Origin of the sequence: Polynucleobacter corsicus, assembly GCF_018688255.1 — a bacterium.
Lineage (GTDB): Bacteria > Pseudomonadota > Gammaproteobacteria > Burkholderiales > Burkholderiaceae > Polynucleobacter > Polynucleobacter corsicus.
In genome coordinates this window covers 727,720-753,648 of record NZ_CP061314.1, presented here as the reverse complement: position 1 = coordinate 753,648, position 25,929 = coordinate 727,720, and the positions used below count along the sequence as shown (strand labels likewise).

General features: G+C 46.7%; 2 protein-coding genes. One reads left to right on the top strand and one right to left on the bottom strand.

All coding sequences use genetic code 11. The annotated features are described in order from the left end of the window. Window positions 1-10: 10 nt before the first annotated feature. Window positions 11-25,744 (bottom strand): YDG domain-containing protein, encoded by a 25,734-nt coding sequence (locus C2747_RS03915; protein WP_215332596.1) that lies wholly within the window; start codon window positions 25,742-25,744, stop codon window positions 11-13. On the opposite strand from C2747_RS03915, the gene C2747_RS03910 reads away from it, so the two are divergent. Continuing rightward, window positions 25,735-25,914, top strand: a complete 180-nt coding sequence (locus tag C2747_RS03910; RefSeq protein ID WP_215332593.1) for a hypothetical protein — start codon at window positions 25,735-25,737, stop codon at window positions 25,912-25,914. The genes C2747_RS03915 and C2747_RS03910 overlap by 10 nt on opposite strands. The last annotated feature ends 15 nt before the right edge of the window (window positions 25,915-25,929 follow it).

Below are 25,929 nucleotides of genomic sequence, written 5' to 3'. Positions count from 1 at the left end.
AGAAAAAAGATTAGATTTCTTCACACACTGTGTTGCCATCCTTGTCGGAAGAGCATAGCTCATCGCCTGAAGATGAAGACTTTCCAGTCTTTTTACTTGCAGCCTTGCCCGCAACAATCTCAACATCCTCAGGAGAGCTGACGGTGACACCAGAAAGTGATTTTGGAACAATAGTCATCTGTACTTGATCAGCGTGGTAGTCCATAATGCTTCGCAACGCACCCACCTCACTTCCAGGAGAATAGCTAGCCGTAGTCAGTACTGCAGGGGGCGCACCCAGTGCAGAGTTTTGGGTGAAGTTGGAGACCCAATTACCCAGATTAGTTTGACCATTTACAGTGATGTACGGATTTGAAGAAACTCCATTGACAGCTGGTGGCAACAGGAATGACACTGAGGCATTGGCATCATATACAGAGAAAGTAATAGGCTGGCTACCATTGAGCGCTGGCATCGAGGCTGTATGGAAGACCTGATTTGAGTAGGTAGTCACATTACCAGCAAGATTAATTTGGCCTACATACACAGATAAGTTAGGCGCTTCTACATTAGTACTTGCCGCAACAGTTTGCACATTCAGGCTATAGAGCGGGATGGTTTTACTAACCGAGTCATTAAAGTTAATGATCGGCATAGTCGATGCAGCTAAGGCACTCGTAGCATTAGCGGCAATGGCTGCAACCAATAATGTATGCGTAAAGTCAGCCAAATCATCTACCGGACCATTAAAGGTGACGGTTGGATCTTTAGAAACTAAGGTCCTGACAAAACGTGGGTCATTTCTGAGGGAATCAATTTTGCTTGTCACATTACCTTGAGCATACTCAAAGTACTGATAGTGTGAGTCGTACAAGAATCCTTTTACCAAGGCTTTACCTAAGTAAGTGCCATCGCCGATTGAAGTGGCGCCGTTATATTCCTGCTTATCACCAGTCAAAATATCAGCCAAGATAAAGATACGTGAGCCCGTCACAGTCAATTTATTCGGTCTTGCAATAGAACCAATGCTATCTCCAAAAGTGACCTTAGCAGTGCCTGCGTTAATCAAAATCGACTGGATCTTTCCAACCGTTGCATCCAGGGTGCCTGTGATGGTGATGTCACTATTGACCGTCTGCAATGTAGTGAGATTGTCAGCAGATGGAGCAAGCTTCACATTACCGTAGGACTGAGCGCCGGTCGTATAAATGTCGCTAGTGAGAGTGACTGTGCCAGTAATGCTGAGGCTGGATAAGACAATATTGTCAGCAATACCAAATGAGCCATTATTAGACTGCACCTGATTACCACTTAGCGCATTAGCAGAACCAATCATCAACGATGCCCCTGCATTAATCTGCGTACCACCAGCTTGGGTATTAGTACCAGTCAACGTGATAACCCCAGTTCCACCAATGACCATGGTGCCGGATCCACTCATATTGTGAGTAAATGATCCTGCCGTAGATTGACTAAATCCAAAGCTACCGTTGTTCACAATGTCTCCAGGGATGGATCGCACGCCTGCAATCAAATTAGCGCCTGGATCTACTACGGTTGGACCAGTGTAGGTATTAATGCCAGTTAATGTTTGGGTACCGCCAGCGATTCTTAGTCCACCAGTGCCGCTCAATACGCCTGAGAATGTATCCCCTGCATTTGTGATCACCAATGAATTTGGTGCAACTGAACCCGAGATGACTGAACCAGAACCAGCGAGGCTTTGGATGTACACATTTGCTGCAATAGCACTCATATCTAGCGTGCCATTAACAGTAACCTTGCTGGAGTCTGCAATCGAAGCGTTGGCACCTAACTTCAGAATGCCAGCATCAACCGTTGTCGCGCCTGTATAGGTATTAGCAGCATCCAATAGCAAAGTTTCTGATCCCGTCTTCGTTAATCCACCGCTACCAGAAACCACGTTGGTAAGTTCCAAGGAAGTTCCAGTAACGCTAATAGTGCTATTCGCAGTCAAGGCCACTGGCGCAGTCACACTACTTGTACCAGTGCTAGTAGCTAAAGTACCTCCGTTCAGAGTAATCGGTTCTGCAACACCAGTGACATTGCGGAGATCTAGAGTGCCACCAGTGTTCACGGTAGTACCAGCAGAGCTTGAACCTAGAGCAGCGGCATTAGTAATAGCTAAGGTTCCTGCATCTACCGTAGTTGTACCAGTGTAGGTATTAGCGGCAGAGAGTACCAAGGTGCCTGCACCAGTTTTATCCAGAGCGCCTGTGCCGGAGATAACACCACTGATGGTCAGTTGGGTGCCAGTCACACTCACCGCACTATTGCCGGTAATGGCCACTGGCGCAGTCACACTACTTGTACCAGTGCTAGTAGCTAAAGTACCTCCGTTCAGAGTAATCGGTTCTGCAACACCAGTGACATTGCGGAGATCTAGAGTGCCACCAGTGTTCACGGTAGTACCAGCAGAGCTTGAACCTAGAGCAGCGGCATTAGTAATAGCTAAGGTTCCTGCATCTACCGTAGTTGTACCAGTGTAGGTATTAGCGGCAGAGAGTACCAAGGTGCCTGCACCAGTTTTATCCAGAGCGCCTGTGCCGGAGATAACACCACTGATGGTCAGTTGGGTGCCAGTCACACTCACCGCACTATTGCCGGTAATGGCCACTGGCGCAGTCACACTACTTGTACCAGTGCTAGTAGCTAAAGTACCTCCGTTCAGAGTAATCGGTTCTGCAACACCAGTGACATTGCGGAGATCTAGAGTGCCACCAGTGTTCACGGTAGTACCAGCAGAGCTTGAACCTAGAGCAGCGGCATTAGTAATAGCTAAGGTTCCTGCATCTACCGTAGTTGTACCAGTGTAGGTATTAGCTTCTGTGAGGATGAGAGTGCCAACAGGAGCACCACTAGGAGTAGCAGCTTGTGTCAGTGAGCCCGATCCTGAAATCACACCACTGACGGTTTGAGTGGCAGATGAGGCATAAACAAGCGAGCCATTATTAGCAATCGTGCCAGCATAACTTCCGCCACCCAATTGACCTGAACCCGCAATGATCAGGCTGGCACCGGTATTAATGGCAGTATTGCCAGTGTAAGTATTAACACCAGAAAGCGTTTGCGTACCACCGGCTACAGTAAGACCACCGGTGCCACTAACTACTCCAGAGAAATTACCACTTGCTGCTGTTAATGACAAGGTATTAGCACCTAATGCGATTGAGCCGGCACCAGAGATACCACCAAGAGAAACTGCTCCGCCAGCGTTAGCCAAACTCAGGGCGCCGTTAGCAGTGACCTGGCTAGTGACAGGGCCAGCAATTCCGGAGCCATAAGAAACTGATGTGCCTGCAGGAATAATGACATTAGCCACGTTCGACAAGTCTGGAATCGCCCCACCCGCCCAATTACTTGCTAAAGACCAATCACCGCCAGCTGGGCCAACATAAGTTACTGAATTGAGTTGAGTGATCGTGCCGTAGCTACCTGAAACCTGGTTTGTCGACAGCACATAGTTTGCGGCATCGTTTCCACTAATACCAAACTTAATAGTGACCGTTTTAGATGTGCCTACATTTTTATCATCGTAGGTACCAATGGCAGATATTGCTGCCGCGTCACTAGCAACTAAGAGGGATGCTCCACCAAACAGATTTGTGGCTTGCGAACCCATTACTGCTGAGCCATCGTATACCTTGGTAAACGAACTCGCGCTCAGATTCGGTATTGTTACCACCATAGGTTCTACTATCAAGGAGCCTACAACTGTCAAATTGACGAAACCGGTCTTAGTAGGATTGGCAGTTGAAGTCACGTTATATTGACCGGCATTGACTAGGCCAGATGCGCTTGGAGTTGTAGATAGCGGCATAAATGCAGTGGTCAGGCGTCCACCCCCAACTACCCCATCATTTAATGTAAACGGCGCGGACCCACTAGAGCTTAAATTAATCGGATTGAGGTCACTACCATTAGTACCGATATAAGAGATGGTTGTTCCATTCGCGGCAATATATTTTGCGGTGAACTGGTATGTTGGGGTCGAAGCATAGCTTGTTACTGCGCTGACTCTAATTAAGATATCTTGCGGCCCTAGGATGGTGTAAAGACCATTGACATAACTCACTTGATAATTACCCACAACCGCACCCTGTGCACCATGACCACTTGGCGTTAATGTGTAGGTTCCAGCAGCATTATTAGAGGCATCACTGCGGGTAATCAGCAAATCACGACTTCCTGACGGGAGGCTAGCTGCAGTATCACCATTGATGAAGCCCTTATACAGAGCGCCCGCATACCCAACTGCGTCAGTCTCAACACTAAATTTAGCATCATTAGTGGCGGTCACTATGAGACTTGCAGGCGTGATATTGCCAGAAGATTTAATAGTGCTTACAGAGTAGTTCTTACCAGCATTACCATCCCGAATCACTACAGACGTAGGATCAATAATGATGACTTTGTTATTGCCTACATTTGGATTATTGCCGTTAAATACTGCTTTAGCAGCGCTAAAGGTGTCGGATCCAACCAACTGTGAATTCATGGCCGCTAAATCCGTTGCCGTGAAATCATAGGTATAAGAGCCATCGTAGACTTTATTAATGGTAGGCGCAGTCAATGTAATCGGCTTTGGTGTTACTTGGAAGGTAGCCCCAACATAAGTGATGTTGTAGTTTGGATTAGCAGTATTGGTTAAGCCACCCTGATTAATCGCATAAATACTCTCCACTTGGTTGCCAGCATCCCTAGTTAAGACTCCACTTAAGGAGTCTGTAACGCCATTAAAAGAGGCCAAACTTCCGCTGCTGATTGCATAAGTCAAGACTCCATCAGCACTTCCGTAGACTTTAGTTTGCCCACTATTTGCAGAGATAGTTATTGGGCGTGGCGTAATCGCAAAATTAGCGCCAACAAAGTTAATCGCGTAATTTGGATTGTCGGCAACCATGGTTCCTGAAGAGATTGCATAGACACCAACATTCTGACCGGTAGCTCTAACCAGGCTTCCACCTAAGGTTCCACCAGTTAATAAGCCAACATCAGCACCCTCTGCCTGAATACTTGTAGTAAATGTGCTTGGGTCTGCATTGCCATAGACTTTGGCTTGACCAGCATCAACTGTCACCGTCACAGGACGTGGAGTAATGGTTACGCGACCGGCATTAAATGTAGTAATACTGTAATTACCGGAGCTAGCTAAAGTACCTTGTGTGATCGTATAAGTATTGCCAACTGATGCAGTCGATGTAGCATTGGTCGCGATAGCCCCACTAAAACTAGCAGAAGTATCACCGCCAACCAAGCCAGTGTAGGCGTAGGTCAATACAGGAGTAGATGAGCCATACACCATTGTCTTATTATCTGCGGTGACTGTTAATGGTGCTGCGGTGATATTAGCGGCTAAGGTAGTACGGATACCCGCAATTTGATAGTTGGTATTTGAAAGCACTAAGCCAGCCAGGTTAGGAGTAACAGCAATACCAGTTCCCACATTGGCGCTCACAAAATTCGCACTCACTGCACCACTCACTGAAACAGTATCGCCTGAGATAACACCATAAGCTGTTGGTGTAGCGCTTAAGGTTGCAGCTGTCGTGCCGTTATAGACCTTATTTGCCACCGATAATCCGCTAATCGTCACTGAAGCAGGTGTAATGTTAGCCTTCAGCACAGTGTCTACACCAGCGATGGTGTAATTGGAGTTAGCGCTGAGGGATAAACCGGTTAATGTAGGGGTTACAGTAATACCGTTACCAACATTGAGGCTGGCAAAAGTACCTGCTGTCGCTGTCCCAGATAGTGTCTCTGAATCACTACCCAATAATCCAGAAGCAATCACTGGGGTGCCCGTTAAGACTGCGACAGCATTTCTGTTGTAGACCTTATTAGCAGCAGATAAACCACCGATGATTACTGGAGCTGCCGCAATATCAGCAGTCAATTCAGTAGTCACGCTAGATAAATAGTAGTTTGTATTAGAAAGAAGAAGTTGACTTAAATTCGCAGTTACAACAATGCCGTCGCCTTTATTAGCGCTAGCAAATGTTCCACTCACTACACCAGTAACAGTGACGCTATCGCCAGTCAGAACGCCCTGCACTGTTGGTGTACCACTCAATGTTGCTGTAGTTGTTGTGTCATACACCTTATTTGCTGCCGCTAAACCACTGATGGTTAGTGGAGCAGCTGCGATATTGGCCGCAAGCGCTATCGATGTACCCGCTACGTAGTAGTTGGTATTGGAGAGAGTTAAACCACTCAAAGTAGGCGTAACAGCGATACCATTACCTACGTTAGAGCTGGCAAATGTGCCCGCTGTTGCTGAACCGGATAGGGTTGAAGTATCGCCAGTGATTAGACCGCCAGATACAATTAGCGGAGTACCTGTTAATACCGCAACCCTATTAGTGTCATAAACTTTATTAACTGCACTTAGACCGCTAACGATAATTGGCGCTCTAGTAATGACGCTAGCGGTATTGTCTTGATAGGTAATTGCATAGTTTTGAGTAATAGTAGATGCCCCACTCACCACACTAGCATTAGATACATTGACTGTTTTGCTTGAGCCGGCATTAGCATTGGTATAAGCAAAAGCGCCTCCAGATAGCGTATCTTGAGAACCTGTACCCTCATTGATAAACAGTGTGCCACTCTTTAATTGCAATGCTGGAGCAGTGGCGGCTGAGGCAGTACTCAGTGTTCTATCGTATATCTTAGTGAGATTATTAACGCCTACAGTAATAGCTGCTGGGCTGATAGCAACGGTAGAGAAGATAGGATCAACTACGGTATAGTTACTTGCCAAGCTAGCTGTGCCATTTACTAGTACGGCATTATTTAAAGAGCTTAGTCTTGCAGATCCTACATTTGGGTTAGTCAGCGTACCGGTGCTACCAGCAGCAAATGTTAATACCTGCCCTGATACACCAGCAATCGTCATTTGATTAGCTGCAACAGAATTACTACCGTCATAAGTCTTGGCTGCAGAGACAGTGATTGGGGCTGGGGTAATATCAGCAGCCATTAAAGTACTGACGCCAACAACACTGTAATTGCTATTAGAAATAGTTAAGCCACTCACATCAGCAGTGACTGCAATTGCCGTACCTACGTTAGCACTAGCAAATTGCCCTGTTACGCTTCCACTCGAAATAGTGCCTGTATCACTGCCCAAGAAGCCACTAATCATTGGGGTACCGCTAAGGACAGCAACTTGATTAGCGTTGTAGACCTTATTTGCCGCAGACAAACCACTGATGGTCACTGGAGCAGCGGTAATGTTTGCTGTCAGTCCAGTAGGCTGAGTCAAGGTGTAGTTGGATGCTACCGATCCACTGAGACTATTTGATGCAGTAACGGCGATGCCATTAGCAACGTTGAGTGTATTAAAGCTACCCGCTTGTACTAAACCGAGATAGGAAGAGTCATTTGCAGCAACACCAACCAATTCGCCGCCTGTGATGGTCGCTGTTTTGGTAGCGTCATACACTTTTGCAGCAACTGATGAGCCGGTGACAGTTAATGCTTTCGGTGTAATGCTTAAATTACCAGCGTTATAGATAATCGGTTTATCCAAGGCATAACGAGTAGCAAATCCAGTAACTGTAGCTAAATTAGCTGCTGTCAATACATAATTACCCACATTCAGATTAGCGCCAGCACCATAAGAGCCGCTGAGAACTGTAGGTGAAATCGCAAAACTATATTTACCCTGAGCAGATCCAGAGCCTAAGTCTGCTGCAATCCAGATATTGCTACCCGCTGCAGGTGCAGTAATCACTAAATTAATAATGGTTGGTGAGGTAACGCCAGCTTGACCACAATTAGTGCAGTAGCCTGCAGTGACGCTGCTACCACTAGAAAGTGCATCACCTAAGTAGCTGATATTAGAAGAATTGACTACGCCATAAATTGCAGTGTTGCTTCCTGCATTGACGATCATTTGATAGTTATCAGCAACCATCAATGAACCCTTTACGAAACTCAAACTATAGTTTGACGAGCTCGCACTTGGGGTTAATGCATTTAAGGTTGGTCTAGCCATAGCTGTGTTCAGGCTGACTGTATAGCTTACTGTCGGACTACTAATTGCAGTGCTTGCAGTATCAGAACCCAAAAGCCCTGATAGCTGGTACTGAGAATTGATATTCGCTATAGAAACACCAACAAATGTTGTTAAGTCATTCGCTGTCATGGTTAATGGTGCTGGAGTAATACTTGCTCCGCCTGTAGCTGTTGATGCGGTCGTAGGTAATACGTAGTTTGTTAGTGCTGCCCCACCCTTTGCAACATAGGATGATCCGATTACCGCAGTAACAGAAGAGGCATTGGCGACATTGGCATTGTTATAACTTCCTACTGCTTGGGTGATATAGGCCCCATCATTACCCATAAATCCAGTCAGAATGTAAGAGCCATCTAATGAACTAGTGCCAGCAGTTAGGCTTGCTGCAGTCGTGGTGTCGTAAACCTTGGTTTGATTGGCGATCGATACGGCAATAGACTTAGGAGTAATTGCCACGTTGGCAGTTGTTGCTGGCAATACATAGTTGCTAGCTAAACCACCGTTTGCGCCATTTGCAAGTAGCAAGCCAGTGGTATTAAGGCTGCTGACACCAATCACATTGGCATTGTTAGCAGTAGCCGATCCGTTGACAGTCAGCGTTTGTGAGCCAATACCAGTAGCTACGGTAAAGCTAGTGCCCGCATCACCAGCAGTAAAGGTGGTAGTGCCGTCGTATACCTTACTTGCACTTAGGCTAACCGTGGCTGGAGTAATGACATAGCTATTAGTTAAAGAACTTGCTAAAACAACTTGGTAATTGGTATTGGTAGTAGTGATTGCTAAGGTGTTGGCAGTGTAAGCATAGCTACCTGCATTTTGTACTATCGCAGCAGAACCATTAGCAGTAAAGCCAAGACTACCTGTAAATGCTAGGGTCGTATTACTTGCTGAGTCTGTATTTTTATATCCTGTCACAGCATAGTTTGCTGCATTTGTAGAGTATGTTGCTGCGGTTAAGGCATTACCGTTATAGACAACGCTCTTGGCTAATGGCGCTACAGTCAAAGTAGCTGGACTCACTGTGAGATTACCAGCTACGTAACTAATAGCGTAATTAGATAAGCCTGTACCCGTTGCAGCGCTAGCCACAATAGATCCGTTATAGGTGCCTGCGTTGATAGTGGCTGCTACTGCACTACTACCGCTATACAGCAAGGTTACTGCAACAATGGTATCGCCAGTGATTAAGCCAGATTGGGTGAATGCACTGGTGCCTAAACTGATAGTGCTGCCGTAAATGACATTACTGACATTGTCTGCGGTAATCGTTAAGGCTTTAGCAGTAATGTTGGCAGTAACTCCCGTTGGCTGAGTCAAGGTGTAGTTAGCGGCAGCTGTTCCGGTGATGGTGTTGTTCATCACGATGGCTATAGCTGTACCAACACCTGAGGTTACAAATGAGCCTGCCCTAGTTAGAACTACATCATCATTTGTAATCGCTCCTACTAAAGTTCCCGCTGTAACTGTTGCAGCAGTCGTTCTGTCGTAGACCTTGTTAGAGACTAACGTACCAGTTACTGTCAATTCTTTAGGAGTGATATTGGCAGTCACTGGGTTTGGCTGAACTAGGGTGTAATTACCAGAAGCTGTGCCACTAATGCTGGCAATAACGGCGACAGGAATTCCGTTAGCTGCATTAGCGGATGCAAATAGGCCAGTCTGGGCCAAGATGACATTGGCGCCATCAGCACCAATCAGGCCTACCAGTATGCCGCCGGTGACGGTTGCGCTAGTTGTAGCGTTATAGACCTTATTGGCAACCGTAACACCACTGATCGTAAGAGACTTAGGTGTGATGTTGCCAGTAATACCTGTAGGTTGAACTAAGGAATAATTGCTGGCACTTAGTCCGCCTAGGGTTGAGCTTGAAGTAACCGCAATGCCATTGGCAACAGTAGCCAGCGCAAATGATCCAGCCTGATTGAGCGTCACATTATCAGTACCAATGACTCCGACTAAGGAGCCTCCAGTAATCGCTGCAACTGTCGAGCCATCGTAGACCTTACTTGTTGCTACAGAAACGCCGCCGACAGTCAAGGCTTTAGCAGTCAGAGTCGCAACGTTCTTAGTCGTACCGCTAGTTGCGTTATATGCCGGGGTAATACTGTAGTTACTTAATAAAGCGGTGCCACCACTGCTCACAATAGAAGTGACAAAGTTGCTGCCATTATTAGCCACATTGATTGCATTGAAGGTAGCGCTGGATAGCCCTGTAATTGTCTGGCTCGCCACCAAACCAGTTGCAGTAAATGAACTTGGTACGATGCTGGTAGTACCGTTGTATTCACCGGTGACAACAATACCTAGGGGCGCTGGTGTCACGATGGTGGTAATACCGCTAGGCTGCACCAAGATGTAATTTGCTACGTTAGTACCTGTAATGGAGAAATTCAGAGCAACTGCTGCACTATTACTCACGTTGGCATTAATCAAAACGCCTGACTGGACCAAATTAATGGTGTCACCGCTTGTCACGCCTACTAAGGTTCCGCCGCTGACCGTAATGGCAGTAGTGCCGTCGTAAACCTTAGAGGCAGCTACAGCGCCAGTCACTGTCAAGATCTTCTGATTTGCAGCAACCAAGGTAACGATATTCTGACTGCCACCAGCAGTAGCGTTATATGCCGGCGCAAATGCGTAGTTGGTTGCCAATGCAGTACCACCAGAAATCACAATACCAGTCACGAAGTTACTTCCGTTACTAGAAATACTCGAGCTCTTAATTGAAACACTGCTTAAGCCAGTAATCGTTTGACCATTAATTAAGCCATTAATTGTGTAAGAAATCGGGCTAATCGTATTGGTGCCATTAGCAACACCCACTACGGAGATACCCAACATCGCTGGAGTAATGTTGGCGGTAATACCCGCTGGTTGAATTAAAGTGTAGTTGCCAGCAGCACTTCCAGAAATGGAGGCGCTAGTAATAATAATGATGCCGTTACTGACGTTTGGTGATGAGAAGCGACCAGCTTGAGTGAGAGTGACATTGGATGTGTCACCAGAAAGCACGCCTACCAATGAACCACCAGTAATCACTGCATTGGTTGTACCGTCATACACTTTGTGAGCAACAGTGCCGTCACTAATGGTGATCGTTCTTGATGTCACTACACCGGTGACACCGCTAGGCTGTACCAAGCTATAGTTCGGGGCCGAGAATCCGGAGATCGTATTGCTCATCACTACCGGAATGGCATTACCCACATTTGGGCTATTGAGAACGCCGGTCTGGCTTAAGGTGACGACGTCTGTACCAATGACTCCCACTAAAGAGCCACCCCACACTTTGACAGCCGTAGTGCGGTCATAGACCTTACTCTCAGCAAGTGTTCCCGTAACGGTCAGTGTTTTAGCAGTCAGCGTCACACTATTGAGACTTGTGCCAAAGGTGCTGCTAGCTACAGAGCCAAATGCATAGTTACTAGCGCTGGCAGTACCGCCACTAATCACAGTCGAGCGTACGAAGTTTGTGCTATTACCAGCCACGTTCATATTATTGATAACAGCGCTGGAAATGCCAGTAATCGTCTCGCTATTAACCAAACCTGTAACTGAGAATGTGCTTGGTGTAATAGTGGTTGAACCACTATAAATTGCTGCTACAGAAATACCCAAAGGCGCAGGGGTAATCTTGCCAGTAATGCCGGTAGGCTGGACTAATGTGTAGTTAGCGCTCGCAGCCCCACTAATGCTGTTGGTGGTAGTTACCGCAATGGCATTGCCTACGTTAGCCGAGGCAAATGTTCCAGCCTGGGTCAAGCTCACTGCTTCAGTACCGACTACGCCCACTAGTGTTCCACCAGTGATGCTTGCCAAGGTGCTACCGTTGTAGACCTTATCGGTAACCGCTGTACCAGTTACCGTTAATACTTTGGCAGCAATGTTTGCGGATAGATTGGCTGGTTGGGTCACTACATAATTAGCAGCAGCGGTACCTGTAATAGAGGTGCTCACTACTACGCCTAGTCCAGTACCTACCCCGCTCTGCACAAAGTTACCACTTTGGCTCAAGCTGACGTTTGGCAAATCTGCAGTAATCACTCCAGATAAAGCACCGCCAGAGATGGTTGTGGCGGTTGATCCGTCATAGATTTTATTAGCGGCGACTGATGTTCCACTTACAGTCAGTGCCTTGCGAGCAATGTTGGCAGTGATGCCAGTTGGTACTGTTAAGGTGTAGTTACTACTGGCCGAGCCAGCAATACTACCGTTCATGATCAGAGCCACATTATTAGCCGCATTAGCAGAAACGAAGCTGGCTGTTTGGGTCAAGGTGACGTTTGAGGTATCGCCTGCAGCAACGCCCACCAAGGAGCCACCGCTCACTACTGCAGCCGTCGTTCCATCATAGGTTTTAGCGGCAATCGTCACGCCAGTCACCGTCAATGATTTTGGTGTGAGAGTGGCTATGTTTTGAGTATTACCGGCCAATGTGTTGTAGGCATTAGTAATGCTGTAGTTACTCATCGATGCAGTACCACCACTCACGGTGATCGCAGTGACATAGTTACTACCGTTAGCCGACACATTGGCATTATTCAGAGTTGCTGAGCTAATACCAGTGATGGTCTGGCTATTAACCAAACCAGTTACCGTGAAAGCAGATGGTGCAACTGCTGTAGTGCCGCTATAGATGGCATTGACAGTCAGACCTAGTGGCGCAGGAGTAATGCTTACTTTATTAGTAGCGGTCACTTGAGAGCCATTAACTGGTAAACCGCTCGATAAGGAGCCGTTGTAACCAGTGCCGATTACATAATTACTTGCGGAGAAGGTATTTGTTCCAGAAGCAGGAGTATTGCCGGCAAAAGCGCTTACATAGGTAGTCGCACCATTGGCATTAGCAGAACTGGCCGTTACAGAAGTAATGCGATCCCAAGAAGCAAGGCCAGTAGTTGTAATGGTTGAATTGGCGCTGATAAATGTCGTTGTGCCGTTATATACGCCAGATACTGAAATACCTAAGACTGCTGGAGTAATCGTGTAAGTACGAGCAGTACCAGATAAAGTCACAGTCGAGCCATCAGATGCGGATAGGCTAGTGGAAGTGATTGTTGTACCTGATTGGACTGCATTGGCATTGGTGCCATTAGCCGCTGTAGTGCCCCCTACTGTTGGGCTAAAGATCAATACTGATTTTGCGTAAGCCAAGGTAGTAGAGGCGATACCAAATGTTGCCGTATAAGCACCTGTAATGCTAACAGTTGAATTTGCCTGAATCCATGTGTTGGCAGCATCGGAGTCATAAGCAGTTCCATACACCGCAGAGTAATTGCTATTGAGGCTTACAGCGATGGAAACCGTACCAGCTACTTTTTGGCGATAGCTAATAAAGTTACCGCTGGTATACGTTGAGCTATATCCAACAGCCTTTTCTGGCGTTCCGCCAATAACACCATAGGAGATATTTTTAGTGGCATCGGCATTTGCGGAGGTAATTCCTAATGCGGTCGCAATGGCATCACCTGTTGTGGCGCCAGGGGCAGCCATGGAAACGCCAATAACACCGCCTGTATTGGTTAAGGTGCCTACTGCTGTGACATTGCCGCCAGTGGTTGTGCCAGCCGCAATACCTCTACCCGCAATAATGCGCATACCATCCACACCAGAGTTAGTTGCTCCAGCAAGACTCACATTGCCGTAGGCATTAACAGTGACGCCACTTGTCGTCCCGGAGTTTCTGATTAAAGCGCCGGTAATAATATTGCCACTTAAACCATCGGCAAACAGGTTTACCCCTGCCCCGCCGGTAATCGTTGCGCCAGCGACAGTACGAATGCCATCACTTGCCAAGTTAGCTAATGTCGATGTGCCTATAAAAGAAACTAGACCATTGGTGGTATTTGAGGCACTTACAACACCACCAGCAGCGCTTCCATGGATACCATAACTCGTACTAGCCGCACCGACCGATGTACCTGTAATTGAAATACCACGGCTAGAGGAGTTAATTGCAGCTGAATAAGCTACACCAGCTCCAGAGCTTGATATTCCTTTGATGGTGATATCACCAACAGCATAGATAGCACTTGCAATTGTTACGCCTGCAGAGGCAGTTGCTAGGGCTGATGCATTGGCCGTAGTTATAAATCCAGTGGCCGGCGGACAAGGTGCTGTTGTGCAGCCAAAGGTGTTATCAATCGTGACGGATCCGGGTAAAGATACATTCGGTGTACCAGCGGTACCAATAGCGCCAGTTGCAATTGCTGAGCCAGCAGAACGAGCAATGTAATTAATTACTGAATTAGTACCTGTTGTAAACGTCAGAGCGCCGGTAGTTATGTTAGAGCCCTTATTACCCGCTGTAGTGTCATAGACAAGGTTAGCAGCTGGGGCTCCATTATTGGCTACTAAAGCGATTGCACCTGTTTGATTAATCAGGTTATTGGAGGTAAAGCTGATATTAGAACCAACTGCATTATTGGTAATGGCCCCAGTTTGAGTAATACCAGTATTGCTTCCTGGGTCAACATTATTAGCTGTCACTGTAATGTTGCTACCACCGGCGTTAATAGTGATTACGCCTAATGAGACGATGGTGGTAGATGCGCCACCAGTACCAGTCACGGTGAGGCTATTTACAGTAGTCGTTCCAGTGGCAGTGATTGGCGTAGCAGTGGCAGTTGAGGTGGACTGGGTGCTGGTTAAGCTTACTACCCCACCGGTGATAGCACCTGTGTCATTAATACCCGCTGCAGTAGTAGTTATGGTGGTAATCGTAATTGCCTGACCAGTTGCAGAAATACTGCCGCTACTGGAGTAACCAGTGCCAGTTTGACCGTTGACTGTAATCGTTACACCACCCGCTCCAGAGCTAATTGCATTAGCACCCTGTGTAAAGCCGATACCTGATCCGTTAGCTACTGCATTAATGGTGACGCCAGTAGTTCCTGCTAGAGCACCCGCAGACAGGGCTCCGGTAATAGTGACACCAGCCCCGTTCAAGAAAGCTGTTGTTGCTGTTGCACGTGTAGCACAACCTAAGCAAGTGTTATCTAAGAGGATGTATCCAGGAACGGTAACCGCTGGTACAGAAATAATGGCGCCATTAGTTTTAACAATGTAGTTAATGGCGGAGGTAGATCCACTCGGGACAGTGAGAATTCCTGTAGTAATGCTGGAGGCATTGGTACCTGTAGTGGTGTCATAAAGAATATTGGCGGCCGCTGCGCTAATATTTGCCACTAAAGTAATAGTACCTGTCTGATTGATCTTGTTGTTAGAGATAAAGCTGACATTAGATCCCGATGCAACATCACTAATTGCGCCAGTTTGGGTAATACCCGTATTTGATCCTGCAGCGGCATTATTCGCTGTCACAGTGATATTAGTACCGCCTGCATTAACAGTGATGGCGCCCAAAGAAACAACAGTCGTTGATGCGCCACCAGTACCAGTCACGGTAAGGCTATTGGCAGTAATCGCTCCAGTGGCAGTGATTGGTGTAGCGGTGGCTGTTGAGGTGGACTGTGTACTGCTTAAGGTTACTGCCCCACCGCTGATGGCGCCTGTGTCATCGATACCTGCTGCAGTAGTAGTCGTGGTGTTGATAGTAATTGCTTGACCAGTCGCTGTGATACTGCCAGTACTGTAATAAGCGGTCCCAGTTTGGCTGTTTGATGTAATCGTCACGCCACCAGCAGATGAGGTGATTGTATTGGCGGCTTGATTAAAGCCAACACCAGAGCCATTGGCTACTGCATTAATTGTTACACCAGTAGAGCCCGCTAATGTGCCTGCAGATAATGCGCCGGTGATTGCAATAGCAGCACCATTTGTCGCAGCAGTACTTGGTGTTGTGCGTGTTGCACAGCCCAAGCAGGTGTTATCTAGGAGGATATAGCCAGGCACAGTCACCGCTGGTACCGAGATGATGGCGCCATTGGTTTTAACAATGTAGTTAATCGCTACGGTAGAGCCAGCTGCAATAGTTGGTACAGCAGAAGTAATGGTTGAGGTGTTGTTACCCGTGGTTGTGTCGTAAGTAATGTTGGCTGCAAGAGTACCAGTATTGGCTACTAAAGCGATTGCGCCAGTCTGACTAATTTTGTTATTAGAAATAAAGCTCAGGCTCGAACCAATTGCGTTGTTAGTAATAGCGCCAGTTTGATCAATACCAGTATTTGCCCCTGCAGCAGCATTATTGGCAGTAACGCTAATATTGCCACCACCCTCATTAATAGTGATAGCGCTTAGGGTAACGTTGGTCGACGATGCGCCACCGCTAGCATTAACCGTGAGGCTGTTTGCTGTGATCAGCCCAGTAATGTAGATGGTCCTTAAGGTAGCAGTTGTTGTCGATTGCGTACTCGATAAAGTGACTGCCCCACCATTGATTGCGCCGGTGTTATAAATACCTGTATCAGTGGTTGTGGTGGCAGCGATTGCGATCGCTTGACCAGTTGCAGTGATATTGCCCGTACTAGAATAGCCAGTTCCAGACTGACTATTTGTCGTAATAGTGACGCCACCTGTAGCTGCTGTGATTGCATTAGCGCCCTGGGTAAAGCCAACGCCGGTTCCATTCGCTACCGCGTTAATCATGACACCAGTTGTACCTGCTAATGCTCCTGAAGATAAGGCGCCAGTAATCGTGATGGCTGCACCATTAACAGCTGCCGTTGTAGGGGTTACGCGCGTAGCGCATCCCAAGCAAGAGTTATCTAGAAGAATATATCCAGGAACAGTAATTGCCGGTACAGAGATAGTCGCGCCATTAGTCTTGACGATGTAGTTAATAGCAGATGTAGATGTACCAGCGGCGATCGTAACGTTAGCGCCCGTAGCGTCAATCGTAGAAGTCTTGTCCCCTGCAGTTGTATCGTAAGTAATGTTGGCAACAGCCCCACTGGTATTGGCTACAAGACTAATGGCGCCATTTTGATCAATGTCGTTATTGGATGTAAAGCTAATGTTCGAGCCACTGCGTGCTGTAATCGCGCCTATTTGATAAATACCACCAGCAGCACCCGGAATCCCAACGACATTACCAGTCAACGCTATATTGCCACCAACCACACCAGTATTGATTGTTAGCGCACCAATTTGTAAGACCCAAGCAGGTGTAAGTGTTGAAGTACCATTAATTGTGATGTTATTGGCAGTAATCGTTGAAGCTGCGCTGTTATAAACAGCTCGGCCATCTATAGCTCCACCATTCAGAATCACATTGCCGGCTGTAGATATGAGTGCTACAGAATAATCAATACCTGTATTTGAAGCGCCTCCAGTAACGCCATTAACGGTGATGTTATCTCTGGCATAGATGGCATTATTTATTGTGACGCCAACAGAGCCCGTAGCAAGAGTGTCTAAATTTTTTGTTGTGGTGTTAATGAAACCAGAAACTGGGGTGCAAGCTGGAGTCGAAGTCGTGCATCCATAGGTGTTATCAATCAAGACATATCCTGGCAAGGCAACTGAGCTGGAACCAATTGCTGCTGGGTTGATTGCTGAGCCGGCAGTTTTGATAATGTAATTAATATTAGAGCTAGACCCTGATGGAATACTTAAGGTGCCAGCCAGAATGCTCGATGTTTTATTGCCCGTAGTAACGTCATAGGTAATGTTCGCTGCTGTGCCGCTAGTATTAGCTGCTAAGTTGATCGCACCATTTTGACTAATATTGTTATTAGATATAAAGCTGATGTTTGAACCACTGGCGCCGGTAATCGTACCAATCTGATAGACACCACCAAGTGCGCCCGGGGTGCCAATGTAATTACCCGTTACTGAAATACTGCCGCCAATAGATAAACTATTAATCGTTAGCGCCCCTACCTGGGTAGCCCATGAGGGATTTCCAGTAGAGGTACCTAGAATCGTAATGTTGTTAGCGGTAATCGTAGAGGCAACGCTGTTATAGACACCTCGCAATGTTGTTGTGCCACCATTCAAACTAACATTACCGCCTGTTGACATCATGATCTGGGAATAATCGATCGCATTACTGCTACTAACAGCATTAACCGTAATATTGCCGCTGGCATAGATCACATTATTAATGGTGATACCGACACTAGCGGTTGCCTGAGCTGTTAAATTGGCAGTGGTGGTATTGGTATTGATATAACCACTCACGGGAGTGCAACCCGTTGTGCCACAGCCATAGGTGTTATCTAAGAGTACATATCCTGGCAATGCAACAGAGCTTGATCCAATTGCGGCTGGGTTGATTGAGGAGCCTGCTGTTTTAATGATGTAATTAATTGCAGAAGTAGAGCCAGCAGGGATACTTAAGGCACCAGTCAGAATGCTGGATGCTTTATTACCAGTAGTCACATCGTAAATAATGTTAGCAGCAACACCACTGGTATTGGCAGCCAATATAAGGGCGCCAGATTGCGAAATATTATTATTTGAAATGAAGCTGATGCTTGAACCGCTTGCGCCTCTAATGTCACCAATCTGATAGATACCACCCAGCGCACCTGGGGTACTGATGTAATTACCCGTTACTGAAATACTTCCCCCAATAGCGGTGCTATTAATCGTCATCGCACCAAGCTGAACAATCCACACAGGGGAAGCAGATGAAGTACCCAGAATCGTAATATTGTTAGCAGTAATAATGGAAGCTACGCTGTTATAGACACCGCGCTGGGTTGTTATTCCACCATTGAGAGTCACATCACCACTCTTAGACATGATGGCCACAGAATAGTCGATTGCATTACTCGTACTGACTGCATTGACCGTGATATTGCCACTGGTATAAATCGCGGCATTGATTGTGGCACCTACTGCTGTAGTTGCCAGAGTAGTTAAATTGGCTGTAGTGGTGTTGATAAAGCCTGTTGTAGGCGTACACGCTGCTCCGCTACATCCATAAGTATTATCGAACAGCACATATCCTGGCAATACCAGAGCACTTGTGCCAATCGCGCTTGGGTTGATAGATCCGCCAGCCGTCTTGATGATGTAATTAATCGGTGAAGTATTGGTTCCAGTAGCAATAGTCAGCGCGCCTGAGATAACACTAGAATCTTTTGTACCGCTGGTGGTGTTGTAAGTCACGCTCACCGCAGTAGAGGTGGTGTTAGCCACCAGTGAAATCGCACCCGTTTGATTGATCTTACCGTTCGTAATAAAACTAATATTGGATCCGGCCGCATTATCTGTAATTGCACCAGCCTGATAAATACCGGTATCTGTATTGGTCGATACCGTACCAATCACGTTTAGGTTAGTACCGCCGGCAACAATGGTGAGAGTGTTGAGATAGACAGCATACTGCCCACCTACTTCAGAGCCAGAGATCGTGATGGATTTAGCGCTAATAGAGTTATTTGGACCAAGCTCAACACCATTACCGGTAGTGGTCGAAGTGCCGGTGATATTAACTGCGCCATTATTTGCGTCAATTGCTGATACACCCCAAGCGCCACCATATAAATTACCCACTGCTAAACCAGTTGTAGTTAAACCAGTAATGTTGATATTGCCGCTAGTCGCTGTCAGACCAGCAGTTAACATAACAGCCCCACCACCGCCTGTGCTGCCTCCTGCATTGACACCGTTGATGGTGATCGCAGTTCCGCTAATATTGCCGCCAACTAAAACCCCATAACCACCTGTAGTAACAAAAGTGCCCCAATTAGTTAATGCCGTATTGAGATAACCCGTAGCTGGCACACAACCAGAGCCTGAGCAACCATAGGTATTATCTAAAGTGACTGCACCAGGGACAGTAACTGCGTTAGCAATATTGATTGCTGCCCCAGATGCCAACACCGAGTAGTTGATGTTAGATAAAGAACCTGTTGCAACAGTCAATTGTCCAGTGCTGATTGAGGAATTCTTATTACCTGCCGTTACATCGTAGGAAACATTAGAAGAATTTGCACTCGTATTGGCTGCTAGATTGATCGCACCGTTTTGACTAATATTGTTATTAGAAGTAAAGCTGATATTGCTACCACTAGCTCCATTAATAGTGCCAATCTGATAAATACCGCCCGCAGCACCCGGGATGTTAACTACGTTGCCGGTCACGGCAATGCTGCCGCCAACGGAGGCGCTATTAATAGTTAAGCCAGCAATTTGAGTTACCCAGCTTGGTGCGGAAGTGGATGTTCCGTTGATCGTAATATTGTTACCAGTCACCACGTTTCCAGCGACGACATAGACGCCAATGGTTGCTACAGTAGAACCATTCATCAGCACATTGCCGTTGGTCGAGGTGATATTGACTGAAGTATCAATCCCTCGATTGGAATTACTAGAACCATTAATCGTTATGTTACCGCTGGCATAAATAGCGGCATTAATAGTGGCGCCAACTGAAATAGTTGCAGAAGCAACTAGGTTGTTTGCGCTTGCACTAATATAAGCTGATGTAGGTACGCCCCCTACTCCCGCTGTCCCACCGAAGGTGTTATCGATCACCAAATTACCAGGCAATGGAATAGTACTTGTTCCAATAGCGCCAGGGCTCAATGGAGAGCCTGTGGATTTAACCGTATAGTTAATCGTAGCACTGGAGGAACTCGATGCAATAGTTAATGCGCCACTAACGATAGAGGAGTTCTTATCGCCAGTGGTCGTATCGTAAATAATATTGGCAACACTACCACTGGTATTGGCTGCTAAGACTACTGCACCGCCTTGGCTAATGTCATTATTTGAAACGAAGCTAATATTTGATCCATTAGCTCCGGTAATCGTTCCAATCTGGTAAATGCCGCCAGCAGCGCCTGGGGCGCCGATGACATTTCCGGTGACGATGATGCTGCCGCCAACGGAAGCGCTATTAATCGTTAAGCCTGCAATTTGATCTACCCAACTCACTGAAGTAGAAGTAGCTGTACCGTTAATGGTGATGTTGTTACCAGTGACTACGTTTCCCTCGACAACATAAACGCCAATGGTGCTGACTGTAGCGCCATTCATCAAGACATTTCCATTGGTCGAAGTGATGTTTACAGAGGCGTCAATACCGCGGTTGGTGTTACTAGCGCCGTTAATCGTAATGTTGCCACTACTAAAAATTGCAGCGTTAATAGTGACACCAGCTGAGACAGTAGCTAAGTCTACCAACCTATTGGCAACACTTGCTGTGATATAGCCCGATGCTTTTGTGCCTGATGTGGAACCATAGGTGTTGTCAATGGTAATCGCACCAGGCAAAACAATGGAGCTTGTTCCAATAGCACCAGGATTTAGTGCAGAGCCTGCAGACAGCATGGTGTAGTTGATGGCTGAGCTAGAAGTACTGGTGGCAATCGTTAAAGCGCCACCAACAATGGAAGAGGTCTTATTACCTGCAGTCGTGTCGTAAGTAATATTGACTGCGGTACTGCTTGTATTGGCTGCCAATGCAATGGCACCAATCTGGTTGATATCGTTGTTAGAGGTAAAACTAATATTAGAACCACTGCGAGTAGTAATAGTTCCAGCCTGATAAATGCCACCCGCAGTTCCTGGAAGATTGATCACATTTCCAGTCACAACAATGTTGCCGCCTGTTGCGGCAGTGTTGATTGTCAGTGCACCTATATACGTTACCCAATTTGGTGCCAGGCTGGTAGTACCGTTGAGGGTAATATTATTGGCCGCAATAGTCGAAGCAGTCAGGTTATAAACACCTAAGCCATCGGTAGCGCTACCATTGAAAGTCACATTACCAGCCGTTGAGGTAATTCCCACTGAGTAACTGATGCCTGCAATACCTGAGCCACTTGTCACGCCATTGACCACAATATTGCCGCTGGCAAAAACCGCAGCATTAATGGTGACGCCTATGGCAGTAGTCGCAGTAGTTGATGCATTACTTGCTGTAATGACGCCAGAGACAAGTGAGCCAGAAGAAACTCCAAAGGTATTGTCGAGTGTAATCGAGCCAGGTAACGCAATGGAGGTGGTACCAATCAATCCAGGATCGATATTAGCCCCCGCAGATTTGGCAATGTAATTTATTGCCTTTGTAGAGCTATTTAATGAAATGGTTACGTCGCCAGCAAGAATAGTGGATAGCTTCGTGCCAGCAGTCGTATCGTAGGTAATCGTAGCATCGGCACCGCTGGTATTAGCTACTAATGAAATAGCACCAGTTTGATTAATCTTGTTATTTGAGGTGAAGCTGATGCTGGAACCGCTTACACCCGTAATGGTGCCGCTCTGTGTAATACCGGTATTTGCTCCGGCAGTACCGCTTGTTGCAGTCACAGAGATATTGCTACCACCAGCATTGATAGTCATTGCACCTAAGGTAACGTTGGTAGTTGGTGAGCCCGATGCAGTTCCGTTAACAGAAATCGATCTAGCCGTAACTAAGCCACTCTGATCAACACTAGGGCCGCCTACTGCTCTTCCGACGATGGTGACAGATCCCACTGTTGCGGTAATAGGGGCAGCTATTGCGTTATTAAACCCATAATTTAATGCGCCTAAAGTTGTACCATCGATAGCAATATTTCCAGCGCTGGAAGTAATACTCACCGTACTTGCACCGAGCGCTACTCCACCATTGGTACCGCCAGCTATACCCATAATCGAAACGCCACCAGCCCCTGCAATAGCGTAACTAGCAGTGATGCCAGCATTACCCGAAGTAGCTCCTGTGGCAACGCCATATAAAGTAATAAGGCCCTTAGCAGTTAATGTGCCAGAAACGTTAATACCAGGTCCAGCTGTAGTAGCCAAGGTAGTGACATTGCTTGCAGTGATGTAACCAGATGCAGGCGTGCCCGATACAGCACCATAGGTGTTATCAATCGTGATTGTGCCCTTTAGATTAATCGCACCGTTTACTGCAATTGCTCCACCCGCTGAAATTGCATTGAAGCTAACACCAGATCCAGTACCTGTTGAGCTATCTGTAATGGCAATCAGGGTGATTGCTTGCTTAGATCCGCTAGTGTTGTTTAGCGTGAGGGTTGGCGTTAAGTTTGCGCCAGTGATGTTGAAAGTTAATGCCGTGGTTTGAGTGATGGTTCCATCTGCAATGATTTGAATGCTTGTTCCAGCATTAATTGCAGTTTGGATTTGCGTTGCACTAACGTTTGTTTGATTGGTGAATAAGAGTGGATTAGTTCCAGTTGAGGTTCCGGCTGTCGTGCTAATGGTGACGTTGGTTGGATCTAGTAGCCACATTCCACCACGACCTGCATTAATGCTCGATAGTAGATTAAGGGTTGCACCGGAGGTTTCGATCAAACCACCATTTTGGTTGTTGATGTCAGTTTCTTGCTGAGAGGCATTGAGACTTGTTGCTTGATCTAGGCCGACAGATAAAGCAAAAGGCAATGTGCCATTCTTCGCATCATTGCCTATTAATATTCTGCCACCTTGGTTTAAGCCTGTTGCTTCGATTGAAGTATTTTGGATGGTGACATTGTTGGTTGCGGACAAAGCAATGCTTCCGCCACGACCTGCTGATCCATTGGTCTGAATAACACTGTTGTCAATTGTAAGATCGCCGTAATGGGCAATCATGCTGATGGCTCCGCCATCTGTACCGTTTGCTGCGATGCTACTTGCTACTGTAATTTGGTCACCTGAGAAAGCAATCAATCCACCGGGACCGTTGTTCCCGTTAGCCTGCACCACACTGCCCGCTTGGGTATTGATTGTTGGTGCACTGAAATAAATCGATCCACCAGTAGTGCCATTTGCTTTGACTTGCGCTGTTGCTTGCAAGCTCAATAAGTTAGTGCTGGTGAGGTAAATCACATTACTGTTTGTTTGCGTTGCTGCTGTGACTTGTAATGCGCTCTCATCATTTGCTGCTGCGCTTGAATACACTTGATTGAGAGTTTGATCTGCGTTCTTTGCAGCGAGATATGTTGGTAATTCTTCTGGACGTTTCGCTGTGCCATTTACCGTTACGGTAGTTGCTGTGTTGTTAGGTAGGCTTGAGCTCAGACTTAAGCGACCTGAAACATAAATGGCTTGTGCCAATAATTGAATAGCGTTACCTAGCGAACCTGCATTACCAGCGAGGTTGTAGTTGCTAGTGTTGATATTTCCTTGCGCATAAATCGTTTGGGCTTGTACGGTTACTATACTTGCTGAGATTGTTGTACCGACATTGAGGTAAGCAATAGACGATCTGATGATGACGTCTAAGTTCTGACCACTGATATTGGCATTGAGATAAAAGTTACCTGCAGAACTCAGTGTTAGAGACGTGTAGTTCGTTCCGCTCTTCAGAATATCGGCACCACTGGCAATCGTTAAGCTACCGCTACCAGCTTGCGTACAGCCGCCCACGCTTGGGCAAGCAGTGGTATTGGCATTTACTTCAACGATGACGTTGTTGTATGAGAGTGCTGCAGAAATAATGTTGGCTGCTGCTGTATCAATTGTTAAATCAATTGGATCTAAGAGCCATGTACCAGACTTGCCCTTGCTTGCACTGGTATTGACTTGCGCCGTGGGAGCTAGCGCCACAGCCGTCTTTGAACTGGTTTCGATAAATCCGCCATTTCCGGACAAGGCTCCGCCCATGGCATTCAAAATACCTGCGATAGAAGTCTTCACCTCGGACCAAATCGCAATCGTTCCGCCATTACCAGACTGGGTTGCGGATGTATCTACTATTGCGCCCTGCTCCACAGTGACTGTTCTGGCCATTTGCTTGTTATTGCTTGCTGCTTGGGCATTGGCTTTGATAATCGCCTCAGCCTGAGTATTCGTTTGAGCGCTAGGTGTTTGGACATTTAATTGAGTGCCGCCAGAAACTTGCGTGCTTGCCAAGCCGATATTGACTTGACCGCCACCTAAGGCGCCAGTTGTAGTCGTTTTAGAGTTAGCAGCGATCGTAATATCGTTACCGACAATGTTGACCTGGCCACCTTGAGCTGTTTTGCTGTTTGCAGCTACCGTGCCAGCCTGGGTTACGGTGTTGGCAACCAGTTCAATGGTGCCGCCATTGTTAACAGCGCTGCCAGCAGAGATACGGCCGGTATTTTTAATGACTGAGGCCATCAATTGGTTGGCAGCACCGGCTGCCATCACCACTAGACCCCCATTAACCTCAACAACCCGCTTGTTTTCGATCAAGGCGTTATAGGTTGAGGTATCTACTTTGACGCTAATCAGGGAATTATTCTGGAAATTGAGGGTAATTTGCTCACCAGCTGCAATGGCGACTGTGCCACTACCTTTTCTGGCCAATAAGTAGCCTTGATTGCGCACTTCAGGAGCGAGTAATGCAATGTATCCACCCTCTGCATTCGTGGTAATTTTTCCTTCATTCAGAATGGCGCCTTTTCCATTGCCATTGAATGTCGATTTACCTTCCATAAATGCTTTGTTAGAGATGTCTAAAGTAGATGCCACTACACCTGCTGCATCGACTTGTGATCCCTTACCAAAAGTCACACCATTTTGGTTCACCAAAATGACTTGGCCATTGGCTTTGACTGCACCTTCAATGACAGATGCATTTGCTCCAGTTACACGATTCAAAATCACTGCATTTTGATTCGGCTGATTGAAGTTCACTGTGGCATTTTTTCCAACATTAAAACTATCCCAGTTCACGACTGCACGTTGAGATGTTTGATTCACATTCATCGTCGCAGAAGTTGCTGTTGATGTTTGTGAAATAGCTACTTGCCCTGCAACAACTTGTCCACCAGTGGGTAGTGCATTTACCGCTGGTGAATTTGTAGTTGCTGTTACTACTGTGGGTGCCGGTGTAGATGTTTGCGCAAACATCGATTGAGAAGACAGCATTGCCAGTGCAGAAATGACGAATGCAAATGTCCTCACAGAAATGGCTTCTGCAAAGCAATTTTTCTTCGAAATGTTTGGTGTTGGGAGCGACCCGTCACCAAGGTGTTTTTGCACAGTACTTATCTACTAATCCTAGGGAAGTGGATTATGGCAAAAATGGCGTTTTTTCTGTATTAGCCCAAGGGGTAATCCGTGGAGATGCTTAAAGTAAAAGGGCTTTT

Coding starts and splice junctions, on each gene's coding strand:
- C2747_RS03910 (WP_215332593.1), top strand. CDS start 25,735: ATGTCCTCACAGAAATGGCTTCTGCAAAGCAATTTTTCTTCGAAATGT.